This window comes from Streptomyces anthophorae (genome assembly GCF_049310305.1).
Taxonomy (GTDB): Bacteria; Actinomycetota; Actinomycetes; order Streptomycetales; family Streptomycetaceae; genus Streptomyces.
Window position 1 is genome coordinate 189295 of sequence record NZ_JBLWQQ010000002.1, and the last position, 16497, is coordinate 205791.

Annotated in this window: 18 protein-coding genes; 9 read left to right on the top strand and 9 right to left on the bottom strand. The window is 68.8% G+C overall.

The window, feature by feature from the left end; genetic code table 11:
* Positions 1-333 precede the first annotated feature (333 nt).
* The gene (locus ACNYS0_RS43875; RefSeq protein ID WP_422482945.1) at positions 334-2091 is read left to right on the top strand and encodes a hypothetical protein; all 1758 of its coding nucleotides are present in this window, start codon (positions 334-336) and stop codon (positions 2089-2091) included.
* On the opposite strand, the gene ACNYS0_RS43880 is transcribed toward ACNYS0_RS43875, so the two are convergent.
* Entirely contained in the window at positions 2012-3490 is a 1479-nt protein-coding gene (locus tag ACNYS0_RS43880) for a tetratricopeptide repeat protein (protein WP_422405023.1), read from the bottom strand. The genes ACNYS0_RS43875 and ACNYS0_RS43880 overlap by 80 nt on opposite strands.
* Positions 3491-3644: 154 nt before the next feature.
* Between ACNYS0_RS43880 and istA the strand changes: the two genes are divergently transcribed.
* The 3 genes from istA to ACNYS0_RS43895 all read left to right on the top strand — a co-directional run bounded on the left by istA (position 3645) and on the right by ACNYS0_RS43895 (position 6513).
* Positions 3645-5285 carry an IS21 family transposase gene (istA, locus tag ACNYS0_RS43885; protein ID WP_422482946.1) on the top strand — a complete coding sequence of 547 codons (1641 nt, stop codon included), beginning with the start codon at positions 3645-3647 and terminating at the stop codon, positions 5283-5285.
* Entirely contained in the window at positions 5282-6079 is a 798-nt protein-coding gene (istB, locus tag ACNYS0_RS43890; RefSeq protein WP_422405025.1) for an IS21-like element helper ATPase IstB, read from the top strand. The genes istA and istB overlap by 4 nt, the downstream gene beginning before the upstream one ends.
* A 110-nt stretch (positions 6080-6189) precedes the next feature.
* Entirely contained in the window at positions 6190-6513 is a 324-nt protein-coding gene (locus tag ACNYS0_RS43895; RefSeq protein WP_422482947.1) for an STAS domain-containing protein, read from the top strand.
* Between the two features lie 1051 nt (positions 6514-7564).
* Here the strand turns inward: ACNYS0_RS43895 and ACNYS0_RS43900 are convergent.
* The 6 genes from ACNYS0_RS43900 to ACNYS0_RS43925 form a co-directional block, all read right to left on the bottom strand.
* On the bottom strand, positions 7565-7804 hold the full coding sequence (locus ACNYS0_RS43900; RefSeq protein ID WP_422405027.1) for a hypothetical protein: 240 nt from the start codon (positions 7802-7804) through the stop codon (positions 7565-7567).
* A gap of 82 nt (positions 7805-7886) precedes the next feature.
* On the bottom strand, positions 7887-8402 hold the full coding sequence (locus tag ACNYS0_RS43905; protein ID WP_422482948.1) for a hypothetical protein: 516 nt from the start codon (positions 8400-8402) through the stop codon (positions 7887-7889).
* 11 nt (positions 8403-8413) lie between these two features.
* Positions 8414-8890: a hypothetical protein gene (locus ACNYS0_RS43910; RefSeq protein ID WP_422405029.1), complete on the bottom strand. Its 477-nt coding sequence runs from the start codon at positions 8888-8890 to the stop codon at positions 8414-8416.
* A gap of 59 nt (positions 8891-8949) precedes the next feature.
* Positions 8950-9483, bottom strand: coding sequence for a hypothetical protein (locus ACNYS0_RS43915; RefSeq protein WP_422405030.1), 534 nt, complete (start codon positions 9481-9483; stop codon positions 8950-8952).
* 288 nt (positions 9484-9771) lie between these two features.
* Positions 9772-10218 carry a hypothetical protein gene (locus ACNYS0_RS43920; RefSeq protein ID WP_422405031.1) on the bottom strand — a complete coding sequence of 149 codons (447 nt, stop codon included), beginning with the start codon at positions 10216-10218 and terminating at the stop codon, positions 9772-9774.
* Positions 10215-10466: a hypothetical protein gene (locus ACNYS0_RS43925; protein ID WP_422405032.1), complete on the bottom strand. Its 252-nt coding sequence runs from the start codon at positions 10464-10466 to the stop codon at positions 10215-10217. The genes ACNYS0_RS43920 and ACNYS0_RS43925 overlap by 4 nt, the downstream gene beginning before the upstream one ends.
* 101 nt (positions 10467-10567) lie before the next feature.
* Between ACNYS0_RS43925 and ACNYS0_RS43930 the strand changes: the two genes are divergently transcribed.
* Both ACNYS0_RS43930 and ACNYS0_RS43935 read left to right on the top strand, forming a co-directional pair.
* Positions 10568-10765 (top strand): type II toxin -antitoxin system TacA 1-like antitoxin, encoded by a 198-nt coding sequence (locus ACNYS0_RS43930; protein ID WP_422405033.1) that lies wholly within the window; start codon positions 10568-10570, stop codon positions 10763-10765.
* Positions 10762-11073: a hypothetical protein gene (locus ACNYS0_RS43935; protein WP_422405034.1), complete on the top strand. Its 312-nt coding sequence runs from the start codon at positions 10762-10764 to the stop codon at positions 11071-11073. The genes ACNYS0_RS43930 and ACNYS0_RS43935 overlap by 4 nt, the downstream gene beginning before the upstream one ends.
* Before the next feature lie 234 nt (positions 11074-11307).
* Here ACNYS0_RS43935 and ACNYS0_RS43940 read toward each other — a convergent pair whose 3' ends face one another.
* Positions 11308-11511: a cold-shock protein gene (locus ACNYS0_RS43940; RefSeq protein ID WP_422405014.1), complete on the bottom strand. Its 204-nt coding sequence runs from the start codon at positions 11509-11511 to the stop codon at positions 11308-11310.
* A gap of 308 nt (positions 11512-11819) precedes the next feature.
* Here ACNYS0_RS43940 and ACNYS0_RS43945 point away from each other — a divergent pair, with 308 nt between their 5' ends.
* Entirely contained in the window at positions 11820-12215 is a 396-nt protein-coding gene (locus ACNYS0_RS43945; RefSeq protein WP_422405035.1) for a hypothetical protein, read from the top strand.
* A 179-nt stretch (positions 12216-12394) separates the two neighbouring features.
* Positions 12395-13180 (top strand): hypothetical protein, encoded by a 786-nt coding sequence (locus ACNYS0_RS43950; protein ID WP_422405036.1) that lies wholly within the window; start codon positions 12395-12397, stop codon positions 13178-13180.
* Positions 13181-13413: 233 nt separating this feature from the next.
* On the opposite strand, the gene ACNYS0_RS43955 is transcribed toward ACNYS0_RS43950, so the two are convergent.
* Positions 13414-13992 (bottom strand): hypothetical protein, encoded by a 579-nt coding sequence (locus ACNYS0_RS43955; RefSeq protein WP_422405037.1) that lies wholly within the window; start codon positions 13990-13992, stop codon positions 13414-13416.
* 382 nt (positions 13993-14374) lie between these two features.
* On the opposite strand from ACNYS0_RS43955, the gene tap reads away from it, so the two are divergent.
* Positions 14375-16495, top strand: a complete 2121-nt coding sequence (gene tap, locus ACNYS0_RS43960; protein ID WP_422404969.1) for a telomere-associated protein Tap — start codon at positions 14375-14377, stop codon at positions 16493-16495.
* Positions 16496-16497: the final 2 nt, after the last annotated feature.

The following is a 16497-nucleotide window of genomic DNA, read 5'->3' on the forward strand; positions in this document are numbered from 1 at the left end:
ACGCATTCTAAGAAACGCTGGAAGCATGGATAGGCTCGCCCCTGGCATCGGCCTGACCCGCTGCACCCAACCGGTCAGCCTCAGCAACATCAGCCGCATCTTCGTCCTGCCCCGCACCGCAGAAATGACAACACCTATCCAGGCTGCCACTGGTCTGGCGCATCCGGCTCCTCGGCGAACCTCAGACACTCATCTGGCTCGCTCTCTCAGCGCCAACAGAAGCCACCACCACCCACCCCCTCTGCAGGGTCGGACCCAGCTGGCGTCGATAGCGGCTCGGTACAGCTAGGGTGATCGCTCGATGGCGAAACCGCAGGCCTGGGAGGGGTACACGTGAGGACCGTCGATTCGTCGCCGATACGTGTGCCGGTCGGGCCCGGTGCCGAACGATGGACCTGCCGAACACCACAACACCGGATCCTCCTCGTCGTCCACAACGTCACCTCTGCCAACCGACTGATGGATATCCTGCCGCTGTTTCACGACGACTTCCGCATCCAGCTCCTTGCCACATCGACCGAGTCCTCCGCCTTCCAGGGCGGGATCGGCGAACTCTTCACAGCGCTGGGGCTACCGGTACTGCCCTGGAAACAAGCCCTCTCCACCCCAGTGGATCTTGCCATCTCTGCAAGCTTTGGCGGCCAACTCCCCTCGATTAATGGAAAGTTGAGCATTCTCTCGCACGGGGTCGGATATACTAAGAAACTGGCCGGGAGCCGGGAGCCGACTTTCGGGTTGTCCCCGGAATGGCTGCTGCCCAACGGGGAACAATTCGTGGACGGACTCGTACTGTCCCACCCCGAGCAGCTGGACCGACTGCGACGCGTGTGTCCGGCGACGGTAGACGCCGCCGTCCTCGCCGGGGACCCCTGCTTCGACCGTATGCTCGCCGCTCGTCGGTACCGCGCCCGTTTCCGGCGCGCGCTTGGGGTGCGCCGTGGCCAGCGCCTCGTCGTCATCAACTCCACGTGGAACCCCGAGGGCCTCTTCGGCGACCAGCAGCACGACGTACTGCCGAGCCTGCTGCCTCGCCTCGCCACTGAGCTGCCGGCCGACGACTATCGCGTCGCCGCCGTACTGCACCCAAATATTTGGTTCGGCCACGGTCCGGGCCAAATACGCGCCTGGCTCGACCGGGCCGTGCGCAGCGGGCTGGCCCTGATCGACCCCGTGCACCACTGGCGGCAGGCCATCCTCGCTGCCGATGCTGTCGTCGGCGACTTCGGTGCCGTGTCCTACTACGCTTCCGCCCTCGATATACCCGTCCTCATCGCTGCGCCCGGGGACGGGAGACTGGACCCCCAGGCACCGCTCGCCACGTTCGTCGAACAGGCACCTCGTCTCGACCCGTATGCCCCGCTAGAGGCACAACTGACCCAGCTGATCACCGGGCATCGCCCGCAGCCGGACAGCGCCGAGTTCATCACGTCAGCCCCAGGCAGGTCCGCACCGCTGTTGAGGCGCCACTTCTACTCGCTCCTCAACCTCCCCGAACCGCCCGCACCGGCCCTCCTCGAGCCACTGCCCCTGCCCCCATTCGACCCGCCGACCCGTACGGTTCCCCTGCACGTCTATACGCGGATCAGCGGCACCGACATCGTGATCACACGGTCGACCGCTCAGCCGTACAGTCCGTACGACGCGGATGGCAGCACGCATCTCGCCGTGCACGAACAGACCCGCGACCCCAGCGCCTTGGAACTGGCCGATGTGATCACTCGGGACGGCCCCGCAGACGATGCACGCCTGGGTGGCGCAGCGGCCTGGGCCGCAGAAGCGCTGCACCTCTACCCACACTGTTCGGCCGCCGCCTACGTGAGTGAGCATGACGTGTGCCGCGTGCACACTCGGAAGCACGGGCAGTTCCTTTTGGCCTCGCAGCCGGACGCTGACGTGGACCCCGCGGCAGGCGCCTCGGCTCTTCACGCATGGCTGGCTTCAGGCCATTCCGTTCCGCCCGATGGCCTCACCCTTCGACTTCACACCTCCGGGGCCGTCCACGCCGTAGACGTCACTGGGGGCCTTGCACGTCCGCACAGCGCTGCCGCAGACTTGCCAGATAGCGCAAGTGTGGGGTCGCGGCAGGAGTGAGCAGCCGCTCGGCCTCGCTGATCCGGCTCAGGGCTGTGTCGTCGTCGCCCATGTAGTGGAGTGTCTCGGCGAGGTCCGTGAGGGCGCGGGCCTGGTTGTAGCCCTCTCCCTGCGTCGCGAAGAATTCCACTGCCGCCTCAAGGAGCTCCTTCGATTCCGTGAGGCGCCCCATACCGCGCAATGCCCGTCCGCGATGCCGCCCCGTCAAGGCCAACGCCCGCGGCAAGTCCTGAGCGCCCTCCTCGCCTGCCCCGATCCGACCCAGAATGCCTTCCGCCTCGACGAAATGTTCGTAGGCAGGCTCATCGCGCCACTGAGCGAGCTCCAGGAGGCCGAGTAGCTCGACGGCCGACGCCTCACCGCGCAGATGCCCGGCTGCTCGCTCGCACGCAGCGGCGGCACGCGCAGCCTGCTCGGCGCCGCTCCACTGCCTCAGCTCTCCGAGGCAGTGTGCGTGCTGGAAATGGAGCGCACCCGCCATGGGTGAGTCCGGCCGATGCCGGTCGGCGCAGCGGGTCGCGACGCGTAGCGCAGGCAGTACCTCGTCCCAGTGGCCGGCCTTGAGTTGGAGCGGCCACAAGGCACGGGCCAGACGCAGCGCCGTGTCGACGTACCGGTACTCGTCGGCCACGGCAACGGCGTGAACCAGGTTGGCGGCTTCTGCCGACAGGACGGCGATGCCTTGTGCCTCGCCATCGCACAACTCCCCGTTCTCCAGAGCGGGTTCGGTGCGCCAGCTGCTGGGCAGCGCTGCGTGCGCGGCGTTTAGGGCGCGGTTCAGCAGATGCTCGAGTACGCCCTCCACGGCTGCGGTGCAGGCTGGTATGCCGTCCTCTGCCCCTGCCGCGTCCGCCAGGATGCGCCGCACTTCAGGCCGAAACCGGAACCGGTCATCGGCCGTGCATTCGAGAAGCTGGGCCTCCGCCGCCTCGGCCAGCATCTCCGCCGCCTCCTGCGGCGTGACGCCGGCCGCCGCAGCAGCCAACCGGGCATCAACGAGCGGCCATCCGCCCAGAGCCGTCAGCCGCGCGAGCCGCGCCGTCCCGGGCCGAAGCCAGTCGCACACGCCGCGCACCGCCCCTCGCAGCGGGTCGGGTGCCGTGTCCTCGGTTGCGTGCCCGTGGCCTGCCGTCTCTCCCCCTTCGGACAGCAGGCGCAGTGCCTCTGCCTTCAGCGCAAAGGCGTTACCCGCACACGCCTGCAACACCTGCGGCATCCGCTCCTTGGCGAGCGCGTACCTCTCCCGCCCTGCCACCTTGCGCACCAGCTGCACCGCGTACCGGTCGCTCAGCGGCGGCACAGACACCCGCTCCGCTTCCAGCGCAAATGGCCGGCCGGAGACGACCACCAGCAGGAAGACCTCCGCACTGGTCGGAATCAGGCCACGCACCTGGGCCACTGGCTTTGTTCACGAGTAGCGGCGACGGCTGTACACCGGTTTGGGAGTCACCTGGTTCCACGGTCGGGTGATGTTCACGAGTTTTGAAGGCGGTTGGGTGCTTGCGGGGACAGTATCGAGGTGTTCCTGGTGAAAGGGCCTGGTCATGCCGCGGATGTCGAAGGTCGAGCTGTACGCGGCGATCCGGCGTGACCACCGTGGCGGCATGTCGGTCCGGGCGCTGGAGCGTAAGTACAACGTGTCGTGGCGGACGGTGCGCAAGGCTGTTGACTCCGCGTGGCCGCAGCCGCGCAAGCAGCTTCCGCCGCGTGCGAAGGGCGTCGATCCGTACCGCGGGGTGATTGACGGGATCTTGCAGGCGGACCTGGATGCGCCGCGTAAGCAGCGGCACACGGTCAGCCGGATCTTCTACCGGCTGATCGAGGAGCACGGCGCTGACGTGTCGTATCCGATGGTCCGGCGCTACGTCGCGGAGCGGAAACCCGAGGTCCTGGCTGCTTCCGGCAAGGCGCCTCTTGAGGCGTTCATCCCGCAGACCCATCAGCCGGGTATGGAGGCCGAGGTCGACTTCGGCGACGTGAGCGTGCGCCTCGCCGGTGAGCTGGTGATCTGCTATCTGTTCTCCCTGCGCCTGTCGTATTCGGGCAAGGCCGTCCACCGGGTGTTCGCGTCCTGCGGCCAGGAAGCCTTCTTCGAAGGGCACGTTCACGCGCTGCGGGCGCTGGGCGGGGTCCCGCGGGACAAGATCCGTTACGACAATCTCAAGGCGGCCGTCGCGCAGGTGCTGGGGCTGAGCCGGGCGCGGGTGGAGAGCGACCGGTGGATCGCCTTCAAGTCGCACTTCGGCATCGAGAGTTTCTATTGCCGCCCGGGCATCGAGGGGGCTCATGAGAAGGGCGGCGTCGAGGGGCAGATCGGGTACTTCCGGCGCAATCACTTCGCCCCGGTGCCGGAGGTGGCCTCGCTCGCGGAACTGAACGAGATGGTCGATCAGTGGGATCTGCACGACGGACGGCGCCGGATCGGATCCCGTCCGCGGACGATCGATGAGTGCTTCGCGCTCGAACAGCCGCTGCTGCTGCCGCTGCCCGAGGAGCCGTTCGAGACGGGCCGGGTGTTCACGCCCCGGGTCGATCGCTACAGCCAGATCGAGGTCAGGACGAACCGCTACTCGGTTCCGGTCCGTCTGATCGGCAAGCGGGTCCGCGTGGTGCTGCATGCTTCTCACCTGGTCGTTTACGACCAGAATATGGAAGTTGCCCGGCATGAACGGCTGATCGCCAAGGGCGGCTGCCGCCTGGAGCTGGACCACTACCTGGAGGCGCTGGTCCGTAAACCGGGTGCCCTTCCCGGCGCGACGGCGCTGGAACAGGCCCGCTCCGCGGGCAAGTTCACCCCGGTCCACGACGCCTGGTGGGCCCAGGCCGTCAGGGTCCACGGCGAGCGCGACGGCACCCGGGCATTGATCGAGGTGCTGCTGCTGGGGCGGCACATTCCTCACGAGTACCTGGTCGCCGGGCTTGCCACCGCCCTGCGGGCCGGCGCGCTGACCGCGGACGCGGTCGCCCTGGAGACACGCAAGACGGCCCAGAGCGAGGACGAGCCGCCTGCACCGGCCGTCCTGGCGCCCGAATCGGTGGGCCGGGCGTCGGCGAACGTGACGTTCTTGCATGAGTGGAGGCTGGCGCATCTGCCGCCGGACACCCGGCCGTTGCCGTCGGTGACGCCCTATGACCAGTTGCTCCGACACCGTCGCGACAGCGGTGGTGACCAGCGAGAGGGAGAAGCCCAGTGACCGTTCCCCGCCAGCGAGGTCTGACCGAGCAGGCCGCCGACGCCGCCATCGACACCGCCTGCCGCATGCTGCGGCTGCCCTCGATCCGCAAGGAGTTCTCCGAGATCGCCGACCGGGCGCTCAAGGAGCAGATGAGCTACCGCGGCTTCCTCGCCGAGCTGCTGATGGCCGAGTGCGACGACCGGGCCCGCCGCCGCTCGGAACGCCGGATCAAGGCCGCCAACTTCCCCAGGGAGAAGTCCCTGCGCAGCTTCGACTTCGCCGCGAACGTGAACATCGACGCCGCCACCATCCACACCCTCGCCAGCTGCGAGTGGGTCAACAAGGGACAGCCGCTCTGCCTGATCGGCGATTCCGGCACCGGCAAGTCGCACATGCTGATCGCGCTGGGCACCGAGGCCGCGATGAAGGGCTTCCGGGTCCGCTACACGCTCGCCACGAAGCTGGTGAACGAGCTGGTCGAGGCAGCCGATGAGAAGCAGCTCAACAAGACCATCGCCCGCTACGGCCGTGTCGACCTGCTCTGTATCGATGAGCTGGGCTACATGGAACTGGACCGGCGCGGCGCGGAGTTGCTGTTCCAGGTCCTGACCGAGCGCGAGGAGAAGAACAGCGTCGCGATCGCCTCGAACGAGTCCTTCGGCGGCTGGACGAAGACGTTCACGGACCCGCGGCTGTGCGCGGCCATCGTCGACCGGCTCACGTTCAACGGCACGATCATCGAGACGGGCACCGACTCCTACCGCCTGGCATCCACGCGGGCGAAGACCGCGGAACCCGCCCGGTCCGGCTGACGACGTCCGGTGACGGCCGGACCGCCTCCCCCGCCGACCGCCGCTGAACACCGAAGGCAACACTTTCCCCGTCCGCTTTGGGCGGGGCTCGCGGAGGGCATCGCATCGGCATGGACCGCTTGACCACCCACCAGGTCTCGCCCGACGGCGCCCATTTCTGCGTGTTCGCCCTCGCCGGTGAACTGGACACCAGCAGTATTGGCGAGTTGATCAGTACCGTCGTCCGCACTCTCGAACGCGGCGGCCGGCACCTCTGTCTCGACCTCTCCGCCGTCACCTGGTGCGACAATGGAAGCCTGTTCACCCTCCTGGGAATCAGGCACGCCGCCAACCACGTCGGCGGCAGCCTCTCTCTCCTCGCCGTGAGCGCACCCGTTTGTGAAGCTCTCCACCGCACCGGCCTCAACGAACTCCTGCCCGTCGTACCACGGTGACCTTGCGGCCCCCCGCGTGACTGCAGCCCCTTGTCCGCCCTGGAAGCTCCCTGATCGGTTCGTCCCGGCCCAACCGGCCTCTGTCCGTAAAGAAGCCCGGCGCTTACGCTCCGAACAGGACAGCAATCGACCGCGTTCTCCCGGAAAACGGCCAGGCCGACGGAGTACTCCCGCACTCCGTCGGCCACCCGGGGAGAATGTCCCGCGCGAAGCCCGAAGTGGGGAGCTTTGGGGGATCGCGCCCGCGGCCGCCGCCCTGCCGTCAGTGATCTGGCTGGGCGGTGGCCGCCACCAGGCCAAGCGGGGTCTCGGCCGCCCAGTCGTTGTTCACGTGTACCCGGGTGTTGGACCAAGTATGCACGCCCACCGGTTGAGCGGACCCGGTTCCACCAACGCCCGCTCAACCACCCGGCAGCCATGCGATGGTTGAAGAGAAGGACGAGATCGTGGGCTGGCCGCAATAGCCGTGCACCTAGACGTCCCAAGACCTCAGGACGGCGATCTCACCCTTCCGGTGCCTTTGGCAATAAGGGCACAGCCCAGGAGTGGCCCTGTTGAGCCCCCCTCAGCAGGGCCACTCCTGCGGCCTCTCCTCAAACAGGCACTCAGGGGCATGGGTAGCGTTCAAAGACCTGAGGGCTGTGCAGGAGAGCGGCGGTGGCCCGTTGCCGCTTCGCTGATGATCGATGCACCTCACCCATGTCGAGGTACAGGGTGCTCATACGGGTATGGAAGGCCGGATTGCCGACTTCTGCGGCGGCCGTGTGCTTCTCGGACTCAGCAAGGCATCGAGTCGCGCACTGCTCGGCATGATCGACTCGTTGTTGAGAGGCCAGCCTCGCCCGTCTTTTGTAGTCCACTCCTCGACCGTACGCCTGCGACCGCCACGGTGAGCCCCAACGAGCCACCCCGGCAGCCGGCGACCCACGCGTCTGCTCAGCTTGCCAGGATCGCGTTCTCATAGATCGCCGCGCAAGTGCTGTTACCGGAACAGATCCCCAGGAGAGCGGGACACCCCACGCAGCGACTTCAATTCCCGTGAACATTTCCGCTACGGAAGAGCACCGGACGACTCCCGAACTGACAGACAAACGCTGTCGATTGAAGTGAACGAAGCCAGCAGCGGTTGGCCGGTGATCGGGTCGACGGGGACCAGCTCAATGCCGTGGGCCGCAGCCAGTCGCACGATCGTGTCGTGCACCGCGGTCTCGCTCTCGGGTGTGAGCCCCTCCTGCTGCACCTTCTCGGTGAGGGCATGCCACTGCGCCTGCGCGACTTCCTTTTCCTCCATATAACGACGCTATATGCAGGTCTAACTCGTATCGTCCAGCGCAGAGCGGCTCGCGCGTCGAGCCGCTCTGCGAGCCATCCGGCTATCTGGGCGGCGGATCGATCTGCTGCTGGGGGTGGGCATGCCGTCGCTCTCGCAGCTTCATGTGCTCGCACAGTTCGGAGTGCGGGGAGAAGGCCACACCGGTTGTCTCGGTGAGGGCGGGGAAGAACGATCGGCCGTCCTCGAACTGCGGCGTCGTGGTCCACCGGTACCCGTCACAGCCGAGCAGGGCGAGGCAGACCATGCGCGAGCCGTATCCGTGACGCTGCCACGGCCCGGTGACTCTGATCTTCAGGATCAGCCCGAGGCGGCATTGCTCGCAGGCCTGCCAGACCAGGCGGGCGAAGTCGTAGCCGTCGGGCGCGCACACCTGGATCTCCTGCTGCCCGGCCGGAGAGCTGGGTGGCAGATAGCACCAGTCCTCTGTGTCGGGATCGACCTTCCACTCCGGGCTGTTGAACGGGACAGCCGATGCGGCGGGCGCCGCGGTGTCCCGACCGCGGAGGGTGTCGGCCAGGCGGCCCCACCAGGAGCGGCGCGTCCGCGCGGCTTTCACCGATCCCATGATCAGGAGGTCTGGCTCTGGAGCGGCGGGAGCTCCGTCAGGGCGGCGGGCAGGTCGGTGATGCCGCGCTGCAGGTACCAGGCCCGCGACCAGCGCAGGATGACGCCGCGGCGCAGCCGCCACTGGTCGCAGAGCTGGGACAGGACGTCGTCGCAGAAGTCCTCCCGCAGTTGCGACAGCACGTCGTCCTCGGCGGGAGACAGGAAGCCGATGCCGCTCACGTCGGGGTCGCCGAGGTCAAGTGCGTCGGCGAGGATCGCGGCGGCCGCGACACTGGTGCCGCCGCCGTTGTAGCCCCAGCCGAAACCGCGGTCCTCCGGCTCGGCGAGCTCGCGCAGCAGCGTCACCGACTGACGCTGGGTGGGGCCGAACTCGGGCTTCTCGACCAGGATTCGGGCCGGTTCCCATTTTTCGTCGTCGCCCCGTTCGCTCTCGGGGCCAACCCTGATGCCGTGGTAGGTGCGGTCCTCGTAGGTCATTGCGTTCCCTCCCGTTGATCCATCAGCGACTTCCGGCCCGGCCCGTTCGCCGGCCGGTCCTACGATGACGGGCTCGTCTCTTTCAGCATGTCCTCGAGGTCCTGGAGGACCTCGTCGACAGGGACCTGGAACACGCGCTCCAGGAGTTTGATGCAGGTGCCGCAGTAGGCGCCGAACTCGACCAACAGGTCAAAAAGTTGCGCCTGGTCGCGGGCAAAGATCTGCCCCATGAGCTCTGAGGCGGCCGCGCCCTGGTCGCTGAGCATGCCGCGCAGCACCTGGACCAGTTCGCCGTTGCCGTCGAACCCGTCGTCGGAACGGGCGGCGCCCTCCATCGAGTCCAGGAACTCCTCGGGCTCCTGTCCGCGCCGCCCGGCCAGCTCCGCGGTGAGCCCGATGGCCGCCATGGCGATGCCGGCCGCGAGCAGGGAGATGTTCCGCATGCCATCGTCGTCCACATCAGCGCGGGCGGCGGCCGCCACGACCCGGCCAGTCGGCAGATCCACGGGGGCGTGGACGCCCTCCTGATGACTGGCGGGGTCCAGGCCCGCGCGGATGAGCTCCATGACCGGTACGTATGCAGGAGTCGTCATGCGTCCATGCTCGCCACAACCTCCGGGCGGCGGAGGCGATCCGTGAAATCGACTGCTCCAGGTCGTGACCTGACCCGGGCACGGCACGTCCTGACGCGAGGCACCCAAGCAGCGCTGCCGCGAGGAGCTGTCCTGATGGCGCAGGGCGTGTGAGTCCTGCCCCGAAGGCCTGCGCGGCCACGCACAGCAGCGCTTCAAGACCAGGTTGAACTCCCCCTGGGGACCACCCGATTCCGGGTGTGAGGCCCGGAGCCGGGCGGTACGGTGCGGATCCTCGGTCCGTCGCGGTCATCCCCCGTGCTGCGGCGGACCGGGCCTCTGCCGTGTCCGGCCGCGTGTGGGTCGGGAGTCGTGCAGCGCGGGCATCGTCCCGTACGCGCCGCCCCGCCCGGAGGTGGAGGCCGGCACCCGGCTGCCGTGCGCGCGACGCAGCCGCGGGCTCGGCCACCAGTACGTGCGGAACACGCGGCTGCTGCCGCGCTCACCCACCGAGACCTCGACCGCGTACGAGATCCTGCCGTCGGGCCACTCGTAGCGCGCTCCCACGGGCGCGTACCGCCAATCCGTGCCGACCTGGACGTAGAACGCGGGCCGGTCTCCGTGCGGCCACGTGAACACCTGCGGCTGCGGCCCCATGTCCGCCCGCCACGGCGGTGCTTGGGTGGGCTCCTGAGCCTCCAGCCATGTCGCCGGGTCCTCGCCGTGCGTCCGCTGCTTCCGCTGTTGAGAGGTCATGTCCGGGCCGTTTCCCGCGCGCCCGCGATCCGGTCGCGGGCGCGGCGCCGTACCTCGAAGCGGGCGCCCGGCGGGGGAGTGCGGCCCTGCCAGTGCGGGTGTGCGTCCACGCGTGCGGTGAGCTGGACCAGGAGGCGGCGCAGCGCGGTACGCGAGCGCCCGTTGGCTGTGCGCGCGAGCGCTTCGTAGGTGCGCAGCGCGTCGACCTGAGTACGCACGAGATCATCCGGAATCGTCTGAGTGCCCATACCCCCATTGGATCAGATGTTCGATTTCTAGATCGAGCCGAAGACCCTCGTTTCTCGCCTCGCCCGTGACGCCACCACATTGCGGTGTCTAATCTGGTGGCATGTCGATTACCGCGATGACGCTCCGAGTCCCCGACGACCTGGCCCCCTCGATCAAGCAGGCCGCCGACGCGGCCGGCATGAGCGTGAACGCCTACGTGGTGCGCGCCGCCCGCCGCGCCGCGACCCTCGACGCCGCCCGGCAGCTCGCCGAGCTCGGCGTGGGCCAGGACCTCGCGGGCGAGGGCGACAGCCTGTGAGTGAGGAGATCAAGCGTGGTCAGGTGTGGACCCTCGGTGACGGCCGGGACGTCCTGGTCGTCTCCCTGACCGGGCTCGACGAGGCGTACGGCGCGGTCCTGGCGATCGTGCTGCACCCGGCGGGCCGCTACCCGGACACCGTGATGTCCGTGGAGATCACCGAGCCTGTGCACCGCACGGCCGTCGCCATGAATCTTCAGCAACTCGCCGTGGCGACGCGATTCAAGGACGCCACGCTGCACGGCGACGTCGGCCCCGACGCGATGGCCCGGATCGGCTCAGCCCTGAGCGCTGTCCTCGACCTGTGACCGCCACGGCGGCCGCCGGCGTCGATGACCCGGCGGGGCTCGTCACGGGTTCGTCCCCCTTCCCCGCCGGGCCTGACCAGTGTCGCCCATCCACGCGCCGCCGCCGATCTTTCCGGAACCTCCAGCGGCCACAGCGAATCGCTGCTTCGGTCCGATCACCGGGACTCTGCAGGCCGCCGTACACATGCAGATGCCCGCCCCGGCTTACCGGAGCGGGCATCGACGTGCTGTGGCTCAGGCGGGGGTGATGTTCTCCGCCTGCGGGCCCTTCTGGCCCTGGGTGACGTCGAAGTTCACCTTCTGGCCTTCGAGGAGCTCACGGAAGCCGGAGGCGTTGATGTTCGAGTAGTGGGCGAAGACGTCCGGGCCGCCACCCTCCTGCTCGATGAAGCCGAAGCCCTTTTCCGCGTTGAACCACTTGACGGTTCCGATGGCCATGCGTCCTCCAAGGGGACTCGAAGTCGGCTCCCACACCGTGCGGGAGCCGGAGGTGGTCGTCCTGGTCCTCAGAGACTGTGAACAGCAAACGGCCCGTGAACGTGAGGTCCACGGGCGGTACTTCGGAACCACGACTGCTGACGGGGACGTTACACGGCCCGTGCTGGCGAAGCTACGCACAGAGAACGAGCCCCCGGTAGCGGGACGTCGGTGCCAGAAAGGGAGGGGGGAACTCGATCGGCGGCCCTGTCACTTGGACCTCGCTCCGTCGTTGGACTGACACAGACCAGCAACTGAAGGTAGGCGAGATGGGACGCAACAAGGCCCACAAGCCCCGCAAGCCCAACGACAAGCGCAAGACCCCGCGCATCGTCGACATGATGAACGTGTCGGCGGACATGAAGAAGAACGTCGTGCTGAGCCGCATCATGCACGACGGAGACCAGACCTGGCAGATGCTCCAAGCCCTGACGACGCAGAAGTACGGCCAGTTCACCGTCGAGGAGCGGGACATCCTCGACCTGCCCCCACAGGCCCGGCACGAGGTGCTTCGCGACCTCAGGTTTTACGCCTCCGCCCAGATTCCGGCACAGGCCCCCATCGATGCGCGGGAGGCGGCCGTCCGCACCGCCGCGAACTGCCAGCAAGCCCTGGGGCGGCTCCTCCCGCTCGTCGAACAGATTGCGCGCCAGGACCCCAACTAGTTCAAGCTCATCCCGGAGGCTGAAGGACACGCTGCTGCGCTGCCCGCGACACGCGCCCCAGCCCAGAGAGCAACATCCAGACCCACGCGGGCCTGCCCGGCGCCTCGGCCCGCGCCGACCACATCACCGACCTCAAACTGCGGACCTCCCGCGTCCGCCCAGCTCGAAGGCAGCAACTCGTGAGCGACCTGACTCTCTTCGCCGGCGCCCCCGCCGCCCCTGCGGCAGAGCCGGCGCTGTCGGCGACAGCGTCCGTCGTCCACGGCGCGGTCATCATCAGCGCCATCGAGACCGCGTGGCGGGAGATCCAGCGACGCTTCGACGGCGTCCCGGATATCTCCGTCACCACCCCGCCCACCGCCGGCGTGCAGGACCCGACCAAGTGCACGGCACTGCGCACCAGTCGACGCTTCGTCCGCGACGAGCATCTGACCATGGAACTGCAGGTGTCCTCCGGCACCCTCGGGCTTGGCGGCCGTCCCATGATGGAGGGGCTGCTGCACCACGCCGCGCACGGCCTGGCCCTCACCCGCGGCATCGTCGACGTCAGCGGAGGGGACCGGCGCTGGCACAACAAGCGGTACGGCCGCCTCGCCCTCGAGGTCGGGCTGACCCCACCCGCTAGGGCCGCCAAGGTCATCGGCATGGGCCGCTGCCCGCTGCCCGACATCGAAGCCAAGAAGTGGGCTGAGGTGATCACCACCCTCGACGGCGCGGCCGCCGTCCAGCTCCAGGCCACCGTCCAGGCCGTCGCGCCGCCGCGCGGCGGGCGCTCCGGTTCCCGCTTCGCGATCGTCTGCGAGTGCACCCCTGTGCCCCGACGTCACCAGGTCACCCCGCACTTCTACGAACAGGGGCCGCTGCTGTGCGGGCTGTGTCTGGCCAAGTTCCGGCCGGTCGCGCCCGCAGGCCTGCCCTCCCAGACGACCGGGGGGAACACGGGATCTATGCACCGCACCGGATGAGGGGAGCCCTCGTCCTCGGCGCCAGCCGGCCTGCAGAGACCGGGCCCCTCGGGCTCTACGAGGGCGACACCGAGCACGAGTCGGTCCGTCGCTGATGATGAGCAAGAGGAGTACGTCCGGGCTCGCGGGCGCTGGTCACGGCCGGTTGCGCAACAGCTCCGGCTGGCGGCTCAACCAGCGGGTGAGGGCCTTCAGCTTTTCCATGGCCGGCGTCAACGCCCATGGGCGCTGCGTCACTCGTCGCGGTGGTCGAGCCAGTAGGAGATGTCGTACGGGAGCTGCTCGCCCACGCTGAAGGCCGACTCCAGCAGCCCATCCCACGCAGTGTCCTGCGGCCTGTCTCCCAGGCGGCGCTCGCGGACCTTGTCGTGGTCCTCGGTGGCGAAGGTAAAGATCGCTGCCAGTCTGTCGCGCAGTTCCGCGCGTTCTTCGTACGGCGGCAGGTCGGTGCGGATGGCGGAGCACCGCTCGAGGGGTTCGCCCAGGAGGTCCTGGAGCAGGCCGAGGGTGGGGTCGCCGGCTGCGAGGTCGCCAATGGTCTTGACGGTCAGGGGCGGGGCGCCGCGCAGCAGCCGGTCCAGGAGGCTGATGCCCAGCACGAGGCGGGCGCTGGCGTGGCGCCATGCGACGGCGCTGACCTGGTCGTCGTGGCGTGAGGCGAGGGTTGCGAGCTCCTTGACGGTGTGGGCGTACAGCGGAGGGACGGCTTCGCCCGCGGGGCTGGTGAGGAGTTCGATCTGGACGTCGGTGACATGGGTCGCTGCCTGTGCGGCCTGCCACTGAGCCTGGGACAGGGTGCACGTCAGGCTCAAGGTCTGGAGGGTCTCCCATTCCAGGGGATCGACCGGTCCGAGATCGGTGATGTCATCGGGAAATTGGTACACCCTGCCCCCTGGTGGTGCCGTGCGCTCAGTGCGTGGTGACGGCCAGCGTGTCACGACGTGCTCGGATGCGGTGCCGGTTTCCGGCGGTCGCTCCGAGGGACAGACAGCGGGATGGGTGCTCCTCCAATGGCCAATCGGCTCACCGCTCGCCGCGTTGCCGAGGGAAGAGCGTCACACCTGCGGGTTCCCGCGAGTTCCAGACCCGATGTGGGCGTCCACCCTGCACCCCTCAATGAATTCGTACGGGTTAAAGGAATGGGTTAAAGGTCAGGGTAAGAGATGCTAGTGTCTGCGGTGGAGGTAGAGACGCATGGCATCTGAGGAAGAGCTGTTCGCGAACATCGACGCCCTGCTGGAGGAGGAGCCGCAGCTCCCGCCCCCGGCGGAACGTGCCCGGCTGCGCGAGGCCGCCGGCATCACCCAGGCCCGTCTCGCGACGGCACTGAAGACGTCGACGCAGACGGTGAAGAACTACGAGAACGGCCGCTCCGAGCCGAAGTCCCCGCGCCTGGAGGCCTATCAGCGGCTGCTGAAGGGCTGGGCCGAGAAGTACCCCGCGCACACCGGCCCCGCCGCTCCCACTCCGCCGCCGAGCGCAGTGCCGCAGCCCGCGACCCCGGCCGCCTTCACCGGCCCCACCGCTGCCCCCGCGGCCGTCGCCCCGGAAAGCAGCGTGCCGGCCGCTGAGCAGCCCGCCCCGGAACGCGCCGCACGCCCGGGTTCGTCGTCACGGCGGCCTGCGGCGAAGAAGGCGGCGAAGCCCGCCCTCGACCCGCGGTTCCCGCACGGCCCGCTCGCCGTCCTGGACGGTGACGGCTGCGCGTACGGCGTCGACGGGATCGTGCTGGACTGCCCGGCCACCACGGTGGTGGAGCTCGTGGAATGGACGCTGCGCGAGTCCGGTCTGGGAGCGGCGAAGCTCAACCGCTACGGCAAGGACTCCGACCCGCTGATCGTGCTCACCGCCGCGGCCGCCGTGAAGCTCGGGCTGCCCGAGCGCCTGGAGGGCCACGAGCAGCGCCGCTCTCTGCGGCTGCCCGAGGACCATCCGGTCGTGAAGCAGGTGGCGAAGGCGAAGTGGCAGCTCACCCAGCGCGGCTTCGGACCGTGGGCGCGGATCTACCGCAAGGCGCAGGGCCGTGAGCGGCAGTGCGTGCAGTTGGCGATCCTGTCGTGGGACGCCCTCGATGAGCGGGCCTGGCCCGGCGTCGCCGAGATGCACCCGGCCGACATCGCCCGCGTCCTGGGCGTGTACGCCCAGCGCGTCATCACCCCGCGCGGCTCCACGGCCGTCTCGGGCCTGGAACTGATGACGGCGCTGCGCCCGCCGACGAAGCCCGAGCGCGACGAGACGACCGGGAACTGGATCTCCAGCCACAACCCGGGCTCGCTCGGCACGCAGCCGATGGACCCGGCGCCGCCGGAGGCCACCGCCGAGCATCCCGTCGTGGTGAACTCCGGCTGGACGGGCGGGTTCCTCAACGAGGAGGCCTACCAGTGGGTGCGGGACGTGGACACCCTCGGCGATGAGGACAACAAGCCCTTCGCCGTCGGCCTCGACCTGAACACCGCCTTTCTGGCGGCCGCGGCCCGACTGGTCGTCGGACTCAGCGCCCCGGACCACTTCCACGCCCCGGCGTTCAATCCGAAGATCCCCGGCAGCTGGCTCGTCGACCTCTCCCACATCGAGCTCGATGAGCGGCTGCCCAGCCCGTTCACCCCGGACGGATCCCGCCCGACGGGCCCGGCCTGGTACCAGACGCACACCGTCGCCTACGCCCAGGAGCTCGGCTACGACGTGCATCCGATCGAGGCGTTCCTGCGCCGCGAGACTGGCGCGTACCTGGACCCGTGGCACGACCGCCTCAAGAGCGCCTACGTCGACACGCTCGCCGACCTCGGCGTCACCAAGGACCTCACCGACCCCGAGTTCCTGGCCGCGATGGAGCAGCACAAGCAGACCGACCCGGCCCTGGCCGCGGTGCTGTCCGCGATCAAGGCCACGGTTAAGGGTGGCATCGGCAAGCTCCGCGAGCGCCCCCAGGGACGGCACTACAAGGAAGGGGAGCGGTGGCCGGCCCTGGAGCGGCCGACCTGGCGCCCCGACATCCGCGCCGCCGTCATCTCCAAGGCCCGCGTCAACATGCACCGCAAACTCAACAACATGGCGAAGATGACCGGGCTGTTCCCGCTCGCCGTGCTGTCCGACTGCGTCGTCTACCCCAGCCCCGGCGAGAGCCCGCTCGACTTCCTGCCGTACGCGGCGTCCGGCAAGCCGCAGCCCGGCGGCTTCCGTCTCGGGCCCACGCCGGGCCTGGCGAAGCTGGAGGGCGTCCAGTCGATGCTGTGGGCGGTCGACCTGATGGAGCAGGGCCTCAACCCGGCCCGCCACATCAAGGGCGGCGACGTCGTCCTCGAGGACGGGGAGTAGAG

Coding starts and splice junctions, on each gene's coding strand:
- istA (WP_422482946.1), top strand. CDS start 3,645: ATGTCGAAGGTCGAGCTGTACGCGGCGATCCGGCGTGACCACCGTGGC.
- ACNYS0_RS43895 (WP_422482947.1), top strand. CDS start 6,190: ATGGACCGCTTGACCACCCACCAGGTCTCGCCCGACGGCGCCCATTTC.
- ACNYS0_RS43900 (WP_422405027.1), bottom strand. CDS start 7,804: ATGGAGGAAAAGGAAGTCGCGCAGGCGCAGTGGCATGCCCTCACCGAG.
- ACNYS0_RS43910 (WP_422405029.1), bottom strand. CDS start 8,890: ATGACCTACGAGGACCGCACCTACCACGGCATCAGGGTTGGCCCCGAG.
- ACNYS0_RS43915 (WP_422405030.1), bottom strand. CDS start 9,483: ATGACGACTCCTGCATACGTACCGGTCATGGAGCTCATCCGCGCGGGC.
- ACNYS0_RS43920 (WP_422405031.1), bottom strand. CDS start 10,218: ATGACCTCTCAACAGCGGAAGCAGCGGACGCACGGCGAGGACCCGGCG.
- ACNYS0_RS43925 (WP_422405032.1), bottom strand. CDS start 10,466: ATGGGCACTCAGACGATTCCGGATGATCTCGTGCGTACTCAGGTCGAC.
- ACNYS0_RS43930 (WP_422405033.1), top strand. CDS start 10,568: ATGTCGATTACCGCGATGACGCTCCGAGTCCCCGACGACCTGGCCCCC.
- ACNYS0_RS43940 (WP_422405014.1), bottom strand. CDS start 11,511: ATGGCCATCGGAACCGTCAAGTGGTTCAACGCGGAAAAGGGCTTCGGC.
- ACNYS0_RS43945 (WP_422405035.1), top strand. CDS start 11,820: ATGGGACGCAACAAGGCCCACAAGCCCCGCAAGCCCAACGACAAGCGC.
- tap (WP_422404969.1), top strand. CDS start 14,375: ATGGCATCTGAGGAAGAGCTGTTCGCGAACATCGACGCCCTGCTGGAG.